The organism is Streptomyces sp. WMMB 322, assembly GCF_900090145.1.
Taxonomy (GTDB): Bacteria; Actinomycetota; Actinomycetes; order Streptomycetales; family Streptomycetaceae; genus Streptomyces.
Genome location: NZ_FMHI01000002.1, coordinates 417,973 through 430,744, shown reverse-complemented (window position 1 = coordinate 430,744; position 12,772 = coordinate 417,973). Strand labels below are relative to the sequence as shown.

At 71.9% G+C, this 12,772-nt stretch carries 13 protein-coding genes; 7 read left to right on the top strand and 6 right to left on the bottom strand.

All coding sequences use genetic code 11. From position 1 onward, the window contains the following. Together paaD and H180DRAFT_RS05440 are read left to right on the top strand one after the other, a co-directional pair. Entirely contained in the window at positions 1 to 546 is a 546-nt protein-coding gene (gene paaD / locus H180DRAFT_RS05445) for a 1,2-phenylacetyl-CoA epoxidase subunit PaaD (protein WP_055484807.1), read from the top strand. 7 nt (positions 547 to 553) lie between these two features. Continuing rightward, entirely contained in the window at positions 554 to 1,639 is a 1,086-nt protein-coding gene (locus tag H180DRAFT_RS05440; RefSeq protein WP_055484806.1) for a 2Fe-2S iron-sulfur cluster-binding protein, read from the top strand. 228 nt (positions 1,640 to 1,867) lie between these two features. Here H180DRAFT_RS05440 and H180DRAFT_RS05435 read toward each other — a convergent pair whose 3' ends face one another. The 3 genes from H180DRAFT_RS05435 to H180DRAFT_RS05425 form a co-directional block, all read right to left on the bottom strand. After that, positions 1,868 to 2,209: a rhodanese-like domain-containing protein gene (locus H180DRAFT_RS05435; RefSeq protein ID WP_055484805.1), complete on the bottom strand. Its 342-nt coding sequence runs from the start codon at positions 2,207 to 2,209 to the stop codon at positions 1,868 to 1,870. Positions 2,210 to 2,357: 148 nt separating this feature from the next. Beyond that, the gene (locus H180DRAFT_RS05430) at positions 2,358 to 3,296 is read right to left on the bottom strand and encodes a J domain-containing protein (RefSeq protein ID WP_055484804.1); all 939 of its coding nucleotides are present in this window, start codon (positions 3,294 to 3,296) and stop codon (positions 2,358 to 2,360) included. 51 nt (positions 3,297 to 3,347) lie between these two features. After that, a complete protein-coding gene (locus H180DRAFT_RS05425; protein ID WP_055484803.1) occupies positions 3,348 to 3,746 on the bottom strand; it encodes a winged helix-turn-helix transcriptional regulator in 399 nt (132 codons plus the stop codon). A 110-nt stretch (positions 3,747 to 3,856) separates the two neighbouring features. On the opposite strand from H180DRAFT_RS05425, the gene H180DRAFT_RS05420 reads away from it, so the two are divergent. After that, positions 3,857 to 4,513 (top strand): FMN-dependent NADH-azoreductase, encoded by a 657-nt coding sequence (locus H180DRAFT_RS05420; RefSeq protein ID WP_055484802.1) that lies wholly within the window; start codon positions 3,857 to 3,859, stop codon positions 4,511 to 4,513. Between the two features lie 254 nt (positions 4,514 to 4,767). Here H180DRAFT_RS05420 and H180DRAFT_RS05415 read toward each other — a convergent pair whose 3' ends face one another. Continuing rightward, positions 4,768 to 5,370: a CBS domain-containing protein gene (locus H180DRAFT_RS05415; RefSeq protein ID WP_055484932.1), complete on the bottom strand. Its 603-nt coding sequence runs from the start codon at positions 5,368 to 5,370 to the stop codon at positions 4,768 to 4,770. A 373-nt stretch (positions 5,371 to 5,743) separates the two neighbouring features. Between H180DRAFT_RS05415 and H180DRAFT_RS05410 the strand changes: the two genes are divergently transcribed. After that, on the top strand, positions 5,744 to 6,178 hold the full coding sequence (locus tag H180DRAFT_RS05410) for an Hsp20/alpha crystallin family protein (protein ID WP_055484801.1): 435 nt from the start codon (positions 5,744 to 5,746) through the stop codon (positions 6,176 to 6,178). 37 nt (positions 6,179 to 6,215) lie between these two features. Here the strand turns inward: H180DRAFT_RS05410 and H180DRAFT_RS05405 are convergent, their stop codons facing one another. Continuing rightward, positions 6,216 to 9,953 carry a hydantoinase B/oxoprolinase family protein gene (locus tag H180DRAFT_RS05405; RefSeq protein WP_055484800.1) on the bottom strand — a complete coding sequence of 1,246 codons (3,738 nt, stop codon included), beginning with the start codon at positions 9,951 to 9,953 and terminating at the stop codon, positions 6,216 to 6,218. Between the two features lie 55 nt (positions 9,954 to 10,008). Beyond that, positions 10,009 to 10,521 carry a flavodoxin domain-containing protein gene (locus H180DRAFT_RS05400; protein ID WP_055484799.1) on the bottom strand — a complete coding sequence of 171 codons (513 nt, stop codon included), beginning with the start codon at positions 10,519 to 10,521 and terminating at the stop codon, positions 10,009 to 10,011. A gap of 341 nt (positions 10,522 to 10,862) precedes the next feature. Between H180DRAFT_RS05400 and H180DRAFT_RS29710 the strand changes: the two genes are divergently transcribed. Genes H180DRAFT_RS29710 through kdpA form a run of 3 tightly spaced genes read left to right on the top strand, consistent with a single transcriptional unit; the run spans position 10,863 to position 12,751 of the window. After that, positions 10,863 to 11,000, top strand: coding sequence for a hypothetical protein (locus H180DRAFT_RS29710; protein WP_159033560.1), 138 nt, complete (start codon positions 10,863 to 10,865; stop codon positions 10,998 to 11,000). Next, on the top strand, positions 10,997 to 11,086 hold the full coding sequence (gene kdpF / locus H180DRAFT_RS28460) for a K(+)-transporting ATPase subunit F (protein WP_055484798.1): 90 nt from the start codon (positions 10,997 to 10,999) through the stop codon (positions 11,084 to 11,086). The genes H180DRAFT_RS29710 and kdpF overlap by 4 nt, the downstream gene beginning before the upstream one ends. A gap of 3 nt (positions 11,087 to 11,089) precedes the next feature. Continuing rightward, complete coding sequence (gene kdpA / locus H180DRAFT_RS05390; protein WP_055484797.1) at positions 11,090 to 12,751, top strand: potassium-transporting ATPase subunit KdpA; 1,662 nt, start codon at positions 11,090 to 11,092, stop codon at positions 12,749 to 12,751. Positions 12,752 to 12,772 lie beyond the last annotated feature (21 nt).

Below are 12,772 nucleotides of genomic sequence, written 5' to 3'. Positions count from 1 at the left end.
ATGCCCGCGGACGCGGCCGGGCAGGGAGCGGACGCGGCCGGTCAGCGGCAGCGGGAACTGGAGGCGTGGGCCGGTTCCGTCCCGGACCCGGAGCTTCCCGTCATCACCCTCGCCGAGCTGGGCGTGCTGCGCGGCGTCCGCGAGACGGCACCGCACGGCCCCGTCGAGGTCGAGCTGACCCCCACCTACACGGGCTGCCCTGCGGTGGAGGCCATGACCGCCGACATCGAGCACGTGCTGCGTGAGCACGGCGTTCCCGAGGTCACCGTGCGCGTCGTGTACGCGCCTCCGTGGAGCACCGACGATATATCGGACGAGGGCCGTCGCAAGCTCGCCGCCCACGGCATCGCGCCCCCGCGCGCCGGCGCCTCGGCATCCGGCGGCCGTGCCCCGCAGGGCCCGGTCCCGCTGACGCTCGCCATCCGCTGCCCGAACTGCGGCTCGACGGAGACGACGCTGCTCAGCCGCTTCTCGTCCACGGCGTGCAAGGCGCTGCGCCGCTGCGAGTCCTGCCGGGAGCCCTTCGACCACTTCAAGGAGGTGTGAGGGCGCCGTGAGCACCTTCCATCCGCTGCGCGTCACAGCCGTCGACCAGCTCACCGACGATTCCGTTGCGCTCACCTTCGCCGTCCCGCCCGAGCTGCGCCACCTCTACGGCTACTCGCCGGGCCAGCACATCGCGCTGCGCCGGCACCGCGCCGGGGGCGACGCCGTCGCGGCGGGCGCCGAGGTCCGGCGCACCTACTCGCTGTGCGCGCCCGCCTGCGACGAGCCGTCGGAGCTGCGCATCGGCATACGGGGCGTGGAGGGCGGCGACTTCTCCAGCTATGCGGTCAAGGAGCTGCGGCCCGGCGACACCGTGGACGTCCTGCCGCCCACGGGCCGCTTCGTGCTGGAGCCGCGCCCGGGCCGGTTCGCGGCCGTCGTCGGCGGCAGCGGCATCACCCCGGTGCTTTCGATCGCCTCGACGCTGCTCGCACGTGAGCCGGAGGCGCGCTTCTGCCTCGTACGGAGCGACAGGTCCACGGCGTCGACGATGTTCCTTGAGGAGACCGCGGACCTCAAGGACCGCTTCCCCGACCGCTTCCAGCTGGTCACGGTCCTCTCCCGCGAGGAGCAGCAGAGCGGACTGGCGAGCGGCCGCCTGGACGAGCGGCGGCTGAGCGCGCTGCTGCCGTCGCTGCTGCCGGTGCCGGACGTCGACGGCTGGTACCTGTGCGGGCCTCTCGGCCTGGTCGAGGAGGCGTCACGGGCCCTGCGCGGCCTCGGCGTACCCCGTGCCCGCATCCACCAGGAGATCTTCCACGTCACGGAGGTGCCCTCGGCGCCTGTCGCCTCGCGCGCGGACGCGGGCGGACTCCGCTCGGTGTCCGTGACGGCCAACCTCGACGGCCGCTCGGGCTGCTGGCCCATGGACGACGGCGAATCCGTGCTGGAGACGGTGCTGCGCCACCGCGCGGACGCGCCCTTCGCCTGCAAGGGCGGGGTCTGCGGCACCTGCCGGGTCCGGCTCGTCTCCGGTGAGGTGCGGATGGAGCGCAACTATGCGCTGGAGGACGACGAGTTGGAGGCGGGCTACGTGCTGGCCTGCCAGTCCCGCCCGGTGAGCGAGGCGGTAGAGGTCGACTTCGACGGCTGAGACGCCGCCGTGAAGGAGCCGGACGCCCGCGGTGCCGACCGCAGGCACGGTGCCGGGCGACACCCGTGGCAGCAGCCGGAGTTGCGGCGCCGGCCTGCATGCGCGGACGCAATCAACGCCCGCGGTGCCAGGCTGAGTCGAGGCACCGGTCGGCACCGGCGCTGCCGACCGGATTTCGGTGACAGCCCAGGTTCCGCTGCGGGAGCAGAGCCCGTACACGGGGCGGGGTCAGAGCACGTGCGCGCTGTCGGCGTCGGCTGTCAGCGGTCGGCCGGCCGCCTCCCACGCGAGCATTCCGCCGTCCACGTTGACCGCGTCCACGCCCTGCTGCCGCAGGTACTGCGTCACCTGGGCGGAGCGCCCGCCAACCCGGCAGACGACGTAGACCCGCTCGCCCTCGCCGGCGCGCTCGGTCAACTCGCCCAGCCTGCCGACGAATTCGCTCATCGGGATGTGCAGTGCGCCCTCGGCGCGCCCTGCCGCCCACTCCTCGTTCTCCCGGACGTCCAGCAGCAGCGCGTCCGCAGGAACCGATGCGACATCGACCTGCGGCAACTGACCGAATTCCATGACGACTTGCTCTCTCTCAGTTCTCTGTCGGTTCTCTGTCGGTTCTCTGTCGGTTCTCTGTCGGTTCTCTGTCGGTTCTCTGTGGGTTCTCTGTCAGTTCTCTCTGAGCGCTCCGGAAGTGCTTTCGGTTTGCTCTTGAAGTGCACTCTCAGTGCTCTTCCGCACTCGCGCCCGCGGCCCCGGCCGTTCCGGCGTCGCGCTGCTCCACCAGCCGGGCCAGCTCGCGCTCGCGGTCGGCCACCTGTTCCAGCAGCTGCTCCGCGATCTCGTCGAGGAGCGCGTCGGGATCGTCGGGCGCCATCCTCAGCATGGCGCCGATCGCGCTCTGCTCCATCTCCGCGACCATCGCCGTGAGCACTTCCTTGCGCTCGGCCAGCCACTCCAGGCGTGCGTAGAGAAGCTCCCCCTCCGGCAGCTGCGGTTCCGGTTCCTCCTCGCGGGGACCGTTCTCCCACTCGTCCAGCAGGTTCCGCAGGGCGTCCGCATCCCCTTCCGCGTAGGCCTTGTTGACCCGTACGAGAAACTCCTCACGGCGCTGCCGTTCCGCGTCCTCCTGCGCCAGGTCGGGGTGTGCCTTGCGCACCAGCTCGCGGTAGGCCTTGCGCGCCTCCTCGCTGGGACGCACCCGCTCGGGCGGACGCACGTTCTGCCCGGTGAGCATGGCGGTGGCCTCCGGCGGCATGCCGTCGGAGTCGATCCACCCGTGGAAGAGCTCCTCCACCCGCGGCATCGGCAGCACGGCCGCCCGGGCCTCCTGCGCCTTGCGCAGATCATCCGGGTCTCCGCTGATCTCGGCGGTGACCTCGAGGATCGAGGCGTCCAGCTCGTCGAGGCGCGCGTACATCGGTCCCAGACGCTGGTGGTGGAGCCGCGAGAAGTTCTCCACCTCGATCCGGAAGGTCTCCACCGCGATCTCGAACTCGATCAGCGCGGTCTCGGCCGCCCGCACCGCCTGCTCCAGGCGCTCCGTGCCCGGTTCCCCGGAGCCGGGGGCCTCCTCCGGTGCCGTGGCTTCGCCGGACGGACCGGGCTTCTCGTGCTGTTCCGGCCGCTGCTCCGGCTCTTCGGCTTCCGGGTTCGCTTTCATCGGGCCCACCCTACGGAAGCGCTCCCGGCCTTTCCCAGCTCGCTCGTGGGATCAGGCCCTGAACTCCGTGGGGCAGCCCGCCGCTTCGTCCGGAAGGTGCGTGTCCGCCCACCGTGTGAGCTCCGTCATCGCCGGCCGCAGCGCCAGCCCGGCGTCCGTGAGCCGGTAGCTGACCCGCAGCGGCGGGCCCTCCTCCACGGAGCGCACGACGAGCCCCAGCGACGCCAGCTCGGTCAGCCTGTCGGAGAGCATCCGCTCGCTGATGCCGGGCACGGCCCGGCGCAGCTGCGCGAAGTGGCCGGACCCGTTCATCAGGGCCGCCAGGACGACTCCCGTCCAACGCTTGCCCAGCACCTGGAAGACGCGCGTGATGCTGCTCTCGGGCTCGCTGCACCCGCCTGCGGTGCCGAGCGCCCCCTCCTGTCGCGTCTTCTCCCCGGGCTCTGCCATGCGTCAAGGGTACTGCGCCCGCACAAGGGAGTGCAGAAAAGTAAGTACCTGTGTTATTAATAGCTACGTACTCAACACCACTTGCTTACGCACCCCCAGGAGCTTCCCTCATGGCCACGCTGCTTCACCTCGACTCCTCCGTCTTCCCGCAGGACGCCTCCGTCTCCCGCGACGTCGCCGCCTCCTTCCGCAAGGCATGGGAGGCGGAGCACCCGGACGGGACGGTCATTCACCGCGACCTGGCCGCCGAGCCGCTGCCGCACCTCGACGGCGTGGCGGCCTCCGCGGCCTTCGTCTCCCCCGAGGCCCGCACTCCCGAGCAGGCCACGGCCTACGCGCTGCGCGACGAGCTGGCCCGTGAACTGGAGCAGGCGGACGCCGTGCTGATCGGCGCCCCCATGTACAACTTCACGATCCCCTCGACCCTCAAGTCGTGGATCGACCAGGTGCTGATCAACGGGCGCACCTCGGCGACCGAGACGCCCTCGGCCGCCGGCACCCCCACCGTCGTCGTGGCCAGCCGCGGCGGCGGCTACGGCCCCGGAACGCCGCGTGAGAGCTGGGAGTTCGTGCAGAACTACCTCGGGAAGGTGCTCGGCGAAGCCATGGGCCTGGAGCTGGAGTTCGTCGTGCCGGAACTCACCCTGGCCGCCCGGACCCCCGGCATGGAGTCGCTGGTGGACCTCGCCGAGGCCTCACGCACCAGGGCCCACGAGGAGGCCGGCGCCCACGGCAAGACGCTCGCCGCGCGGCTGGCGGCAGCCTGAGGCCGGACGCCCGGAGCGCCGCGGAGGCACGGCAGCCTTCCGCCGGCGTGACTCAAGCGGCACGGCTCACGGTCCATCCCCCGGGACCGGCCGTGAGCCGGAGCGCGTCGACGCCTTTACCCGGATGTGGAGCGCGGCAGCGGCGCGCGGCAGCGGCGCGCGGCAGCGGCGCGCGGCAGCGGCGCGCGGCAGCGGCGCGGGGAGCGGCGCGCGCCCGAGGCGACCTGCACGACGCGGCAGGTCGGCCCCTCAGCTCAGCCCAGATCGAAGCGGACGTCCACCACGCCCTCGACGGAGCGGATGAGCCGTGCCGCGACCGGCGCCAGAGAGGAGTCGGGAAGCCGGCCACGCACGGTGGCCACCCCGTTCTCGACCGCGACCCGGAGACCGTCGCCCCCGCCGGGAAGCAGGCCGATCACCTCGCGGCGGATCTCCTCGGCGATGTCCTCGTCCTCCCGCAGGAACACCTTCAGGAGATCACCGCGGCTGACGACGCCGCGCAGCCTGCCCTCGCCGTCCACGACCGGCAGGCGCTTGACGTGCCTCCGCGCCATGATGCGGGCGGCCTCGGTCAGTCGGGCGTCCTCGCGGACGGAGACGGCGGGACTGCTCATCAGGTCACCGGCCGTCAGCGCGCCCGACTTCAGCAGCCGCGCCATGCGCTCGCGGGGCTCGTTCATGCCCGGAACGCCGTCGCGGTACTCCTCCTTGGCCAGCAGGTCGGCCTCGGAGACCACGCCGATGACGCGTCCGTCGGCCTCCAGGACGGGCACGGCGCTCACGCGCCACTCCTGCATGCTCCGCGTGACGTCCTTGAACGTGGCCTGCCGCCCGACGGCGACCACGGTGTGCGTCATCACGTCACCGACGGTCCGGGGCTGCGACCCGGGCGCGGGGCCCTGTGCATACGCGCCGTCGGGCCGGCGGTCCCGGTCCCGGCGGCGTACGTCGGCCTCGTGTGCCATGTCCACTCCCCTTTCCGGGGCGGCTCCGTTCCCGCGCCGGTCCCGGTTCCAGCGTGGAATCCGTCCGGCACGGCGGACCAGCCCCGAAGGGCCCCTCCGGGAGTGCCGAAGGTCCCGGCCGCGGGCAGGCGGGCCCCGGACCCGTGCGTTTGAAGGTGCGGGCCGTAAGACCCTGTGACCGGCCCGTTCGGCCCTCGTCCGGCTGTCTCCCCGGCTCGACCCTGGGGATGAGAAAAGTCCGTGAGAGAGCGAGGAGGGAGCGATCATGGCTGGATCAGTGGAACGCCGTCACACGGGGGCGACCCTGCCCGACCTGTTCGACTGGATCATCCCGGACTTCCCCGGGGCCGTGCCGACACTGCGCTCCGGTGCCCACAGCATCCGCATCGAGGAGAGCATGAAGGACGGCAAGTTCGAGCTGAACGCCGAGCTCCCCGGCATGGATCCCGACAAGGATGTGGAGATAACGGTCGAGGGCGACATGCTGACGATCCGCGCCGAGCGGAGCGAGACGAAGCAGGAGGGCAAAGGCCACTCCGAGTTCCACTACGGGGCGCTCGCCCGGGCCGTGAAGCTGCCTGCCGGGGCACGCCCGGACGAGGCCGAGGCGGACTACAAGGACGGCATCCTCACGGTGACGGTGCCGGTGGCCAAGCCCGGTGCCGAGGCGCGCACCATCTCGGTGCGACGGAACACCTGACCGGCCCGGCACGGTCACGTCGGCCGGCGGACGCCGCTCAGGCGCTGCTGCCGGCCGGCGCTCGTGAGGACGGACGGACCGTCGCGCCGCCTCCTCCACCGGCGCCGTTGCGCGGTGTGCCGTATCCGCCGCCGCCCGGGGTCTCCACCACCAGCACGTCGCCCGCGTCCACCTCGGCCGAGTCGCATGCGCCCATGGCGAGGCTGCTTCCGTCGGCGCGTTCCACGCGGTTCGAGCCCAGTGCGCCCGTGCCGCCGCCGGCCATTCCGTACGGAGGCACCCGCCGGTGGCCCGAGAGGGTGCTCACGGTCATCGCCTCACGGAAGCGGAGCCTGCGCACTGCGCCGTCGCCGCCGCGCGTTCTGCCCGCTCCACCGCTGCCGTGCCGGATGGCGAACTCCTCGACGAGCACCGGCAGTTGCCATTCGAGGACCTCGGGGTCCGTGAGCCGCGAGTTGGTCATGTGGGTCTGCACCACGGACGCCCCGTCGAAGCCGTCGCCCGCTCCCGAGCCCGAGGCGACGGTCTCGTAGTACTGGTGCCGCTCGTTGCCGAACGTGACGTTGTTCATCGTCCCCGAGCCCTCGGCCTGCACGCCCATGGCTGCGTAGAGCGCACCGGTGATCGCCTGGGACGTCTCGACGTTGCCGGCGACGACGGCGGCAGGGTGGACCGGGGCCAGCATCGACCCGGGCGGGATGATGATCCGCAGCGGCCTCAGGCAGCCGTCGTTGAGCGGGATGTCGTCGGCGACCAGCGTGCGGAAGACGTAGAGGATCGCGGCGGTCACCACCGAGGTCGGGGCGTTGAGGTTCGAGGTGAGCTGTTCGGAGGTGCCGGTGAAGTCCACGGTGGCGGAACGGTGTTCGCGGTCCACCGACACCCGTACGCAGATGGCCGGTCCGGAGTCGGTCTCGTAGCGGTACTCGCCGTCCTCCAGGGCGTCGACGACCTTGCGCACGGCCTCCTCTGCGTTGTCCTGCACGTGGTGCATGTACGCCTGCACCACGTCCAGGCCGAAGTGGCGGATCATCTGGGCGACTTCCTCGACGCCCTTCCGGTTGGCGGCGACCTGCGCACGCAGGTCGGCGAGGTTCGTCTCCGGGTTGCGGGAGGGGTACGGCGCCCCGGTGAGCAGCCGCCGCGTCTCCTCCTCGCGGAGCCGGCCGTCCTCGACGAGCAGCCAGTTGTCGAAGAGCACGCCCTCCTCCTGGATCTCCCGGCTGTCCGCGGGCATGGACCCGGGGGTCAGTCCGCCGATCTCGGCGTGATGCCCGCGGGAGGCGACGAAGAAGAGAATCCGCGGGCCCGCCGGGTCCTCGGCCTCCGCGGGGTCCTCGAAGGCCGGGGTCACCACGGTGATGTCCGGCAGGTGCGTGCCGCCGTTGTACGGGTCGTTGACGGCGTAGGCCTCGCCCGGCTTCATCGTTCCGGCCCGGCGCCGGATCACCTCCTGGACGGTGGTGCCCATGGAGCCGAGATGCACGGGGATGTGCGGGGCGTTGGCGACGAGACCGCCTTCGGGGTCGAAGAGCGCACACGAGAAGTCGAGCCTCTCCTTGATGTTGACGGACTGCGCCGTCGACTCCAGCCGCGCGCCCGTCTGTTCGGCGATCGACATGAAGAGGTTGTTGAAGATCTCCAGGAGGACGGGATCGGCCTCGGTTCCGACGTCGGCCCCCGCGGGGGCCACCACGCGCCGCACCAGCAGGTGACCCGTGGACGTCGCCGACGCGCTCCAGTCCGCGTCGACGACGGTCGTCGCGTTGGCCTCCGTGATGACGGCCGGCCCTCTCACGCGGTCGCCGGGCCGCAGCGACCCGCGGCGGTGCAGGGGCACTTCCCGCCATTTCCCGGCCGTCCAGAGCTGCACGGTGCCGCCCGCCGCCTCGCTCCCGCCCGGCCCGCCGGGTCCGCCCGGCTCGCCGGGTCCTACGGCGCCGCCGTCCGTCTCGCCGAGGCCGCCGAGGGCGGGCTCCTCCGTGACGCCGACGGCCTCCACCGACACGGCCTCCACGACGACGGGACGGTCCAGGAGGAACGAGTACATGGAACGGTGGCTCGCTTCGAACTCCTCTGTCATCGCTGCGGGTTCGCTGAGTCCGACGGCCAGTGCGGTGTCGGTCCCGTCGTAGCGCAGCTGCGCGCGGCGCGCCACGCGGACCCGGTCCTCGCCGATGTCCTGGTCGAGGAGTTCGGTGCGCGTCGCCGCCTCCAGGTCCGCTGCGACGGCCCGGATGCGCTCCATGTGCCGTTCCTCCAGCGTGAGCTCGACCGACTGTTCACGCATGGCTGTCGTGTCGGCCAGGCCCATGCCGAGGGCGGAGAGCACACCGGCCATCGGCGGGACGAGGACGGTGCGGATGCCGAGGGAGTCGGCGACGGCGCACGCGTGCTGGCCGCCGGCCCCGCCGAAGGTGGTCAGCGCGTACCGCGTGACGTCGTGGCCCTTCTGGATCGAGATGCGCTTGATCGCGCTGCTGATGTTCGTCACGGCGATGTGGAGGAAGCCCTCGGCGACCTGCTCGGGGGAGCGGCTGTCGCCGGTGCGTGCGCGGATGTCCCCGGCCAGCCCGTCGAACCGCTGCCGCACGGTCTCCCGGTCCAGGGGCCGGTCGCCGTCCGGGCCGAACACGTGGGGGAAGTAAGCGGGCTGGACCCGGCCGAGCATCACGTTGGCGTCGGTGACGGTCAGCGGGCCGCCGCCCCGGTACGAGGCCGGCCCCGGGTGGGCGCCCGCGGAGTCGGGCCCCACCCGGTACCGGCTGCCGTCGAAGTGCAGGACCGAACCGCCGCCCGCGGCGACGGTGTGGATGTCCAGCATCGGAGCCTGCAGGCGCACGCCGCCCACCTGCGTGCGCAGCACCCGCTCGTAGCCGCCCGCGTAGTGGGAGACGTCGGTGGAGGTGCCGCCCATGTCGAAGCCGATCACTTCGTCGAACCCCGCCAACCGCGACATCCGCGCCATCCCGACGATGCCGCCCGCCGGGCCGGAGAGGATCGCGTCCTTCCCGCGGAAGTGCCCCGCCTCGGCGAGGCCGCCGTTCGACTGCATGAACAGCAGGCGCACACCCCGCATCTCGTCGGCGACCTGCTCCACGTAGCGCCGCAGAACCGGCGACAGGTAGGCGTCGACGACAGCGGTGTCGCCGCGCGGCACGAGCTTCATGAGGGGGCTGACCTCGCTGGAGAGCGAGACCTGGGGGAACCCGGTCCGCTCGGCGAGTTCGCCGACGGCGATCTCGTGCTCCGGGTGCAGATGGCTGTGCAGGCACACCACGGCGACAGCCCGGATGCCGTCCTCGTAGGCACGCCGCAGCTCGGGCGCGAGTGCGTCGAGGTCCGGGGAGCGCAGCACCGTACCGTCCGCGGTGATGCGCTCGTCGACCTCGATGACCCGCTCGTACAGCGCCCGGGGAAGCGTGATCTCCCTGTCGAAGATGCGCGGCCGGTTCTGGTAGCCGATGCGCAGCGCGTCGCGGAAGCCCCGCGTGATCACCAGGGCCGTGCGCTCGCCCTTGCGTTCCAGCAGGGCGTTCGTGGCGACGGTCGTTCCCATCCGCAGCGCCTCGACCTCGCTGCCGGGGATGTTCGCGTCCGTCTCACGGCCGAGGAGCGTGCGGATTCCGGCAACGGCGGCGTCGTCGTACCGGGCGGGGTCCTCCGAGAGCAGCTTGTGCGTCAGCAGCGTGCCGTCGGGGCGCCGGGCCACGATGTCCGTGAACGTGCCGCCCCGGTCGACCCAGAACTGCCACCGTCCGGCACCCTCCGTCATGTCCGCTCCGTCTCCCGCGCGCCCGCCCGCGCGTCACGCCCCCGCCCGCCCACGCTCAGACCCCTGCCCGCTCCGAGCGGAGCCGGGCCGCGATGCCGCCGCCCCAGGCGCTCACTTCCTGCTGGTCGCGCAGGTCCCCGCCGGGTCCCTCCCCGAGCAGCCGCCCGGCCAGGGCGCCGCCCGCCCCGTCGGTGAGGCGGCCGCCGAACGTGCGGTGCTCCTCGGCGCCGAGCCTCCTCGCGATGCGCGCGACGCTGGGCGGGGGCGGGATCCGCTCCCGTCTGCGTGAGGTGTTGCGACGCCCGCTGCTGAAGAGCCACAAGGGCATGCGCCGCAGCTGGTGCCGGTGAAGGCGCGCGAAGCGGGTCGCGTCGCTGCGCCACCGCCCCGCGTACACGGCGGAACCCAGCACCACCGCGTCGTACCGGGAGATGTCGTGAGCCTTCTCGGCAGCGGTGACGTCCGCCTCCAGCCCTTTGTCGCGAAGCGTCTCACCGATCCACGCGGCGATCCCGGCCGTGGACCGGTTCCTGCTGCTGTAGGCGACGAGTACGCGGAGCAGAGTCATCGGGTCCTCTCCTGGTGCTCCTCTCCAGCGTCGGCGGCGCGCGCACGGTGTGCCAGGCCCGGTGGGCCCTGTACGGGGCGGGCCGAAGGTCCCTGGCGGGACGGCGCTCCCGCGGCCGGGGCCACGCGGCGGCGGGAAGAGCGGCAGGAGGAGGGGCGTCCAGGCGGATGTGGCAACTGCGGCAGGTGGCGGGCCCGGCCGTCGGCCGTGACACGGCCTCGGGCCCCGGTGTCGCGGGCATCCCTTGACCCCGTCGGCGTCAGAGCACCGTAAAGATCGCCCGTTGGGGCGTCAGGAACTCGTCAAGGGCGGCCGTGCCCGGCCCGCCGGGGAGTTCTCTCGTGCGTGAGCCCGCGTCCGCGGGCTTCACAGCCCGAGTTTCCCGGGGAGTTGCGATGGCCGATCTGGCTTTCGTCGTCACCGTCGTCGCGGTGTTCGCGCTCGTTGTCCTGGTCGCCAGGGGAGTGGCGAAGCTGTGAGCGCCGAGAACATCGCCGGCCTGGTCCTCGCCGTCCTCGTGCTGGGCTACCTGGTCGTCTCGCTGATCTTCCCGGAGAGGTTCTGACCGATGAACAGCACTCTCGCGGGCGTGCTCCAGGTCGGGGCGCTGATCGCTGCCCTGGCTCTGGTGCACCGGCCCCTGGGCGACCACATGGCCCGCACCTACAGCTCCACCCGCCATCTCCGCGTCGAACGGTGGATCTACCGCGCGATCGGTGCGAACCCCGCCGCGGAACAGCGCTGGCCCGCCTACCTGCGCGGCGTCCTCGCCTTCTCAGCGGTCTCCGTCCTCTTCCTGTACCTGCTCCAGCGGCTCCAGAACCGGCTGCCGCTGTCGCTCGGCTTCCGGCCGGTCTCCCCCGACCAGGCCTTCAACACGGCGGCCTCCTTCGTCACGAACACCAACTGGCAGTCCTACTCCGGCGAAACGACCATGGGGAACCTGGTGCAGACGGGTGGACTGGCGGTGCAGAACTTCGTGTCCGCGGCCGTCGGCATGGCCGTCGCCGTCGCGCTGGTACGGGGCTTCGCACACACGCGGACGGGCGAACTGGGCAACTTCTGGACCGACTTGGTGCGGGGTGTCGTGCGGATCCTGCTGCCGGTGGCGACGCTGGCGGCGATCGCCCTGGTCGCGGCGGGAGCGGTGCAGAACTTCGCCTCGCCGCAGGAGATCACCACGGTCAGCGGTGCAACCCAGCACCTGCCCGGGGGCGCGGTTGCCTCCCAGGAAGCGATCAAGGAACTCGGCACCAACGGCGGGGGCTTCTTCAACGCCAACTCCGCCCACCCGTACGAGAACCCCGACGCGCTGACGAACCTCTTCGAGATCTTCCTGCTCCTGGTCATCCCGTTCTCGCTGCCGCGCACCTTCGGCAGGCTCGTCGGCAGCGCCAGGCAGGGGTACGCGATCGTCGCCGCGATGGGAGTGATCTGGCTCGGCGCCGTGATCGCGGTGACTGTGCTGGAGTCCGCACATCCCGGGAGCGCAGCACAGGCGGCGGGCGGCGCGATGGAGGGCAAGGAGACCCGCTTCGGCGTCAGGGCGTCCTCCTTGTTCGCGGTCTCCACGACCATGACGTCGACCGGCGCGGTCGACGCGTCCCAGTCGTCGTTCTCGGCGCTCGGCGGCGGAGTGCTGCTGCTGGGCATGATGCTCGGCGAGGTGGCGCCGGGCGGTGTGGGTTCGGGCCTGTACGGGATGCTGATCATCGCGGTGATCGCCGTCTTCATCGCGGGGCTCATGGTCGGACGGACGCCCGAGTATCTGGGCAAGAAGATCCGCCCCAGGGAGATGAAGCTCGCCGCCTGCTACATCCTCATCACGCCGGCCCTGGTGCTGGCGTTCACCGGCACCGCTCTGGCGCTTGCGACGCCGCAGCTCTCGATCCTCAACTCCGGGCCGCACGGCTTCTCCGAAATCCTGTACGCCTACACGTCGGCGGCCAACAACAACGGGAGCGCCTTCGCCGGGCTGAACGCCGACACCCAGTGGTTCAACACCACTCTCGGACTGACGATGCTGCTCGGGCGGTTCCTGCCGATGGTGTTCGTACTCGCCCTGGCCGGATCCCTCGCCGGCCAGCGGCCGGTCCCGGCGAGCGCGGGGACGCTGAAGACCCAGAAGCCCCTCTTCTCCGGGCTGTTGGTGGGCGCCGTGCTGATCGTGGCCGGTCTGACCTTCTTCCCCGCACTCGCACTCGGCCCGCTGGCGGAAGGGCTGTCATGACGATACGCACCGGCAACCGCA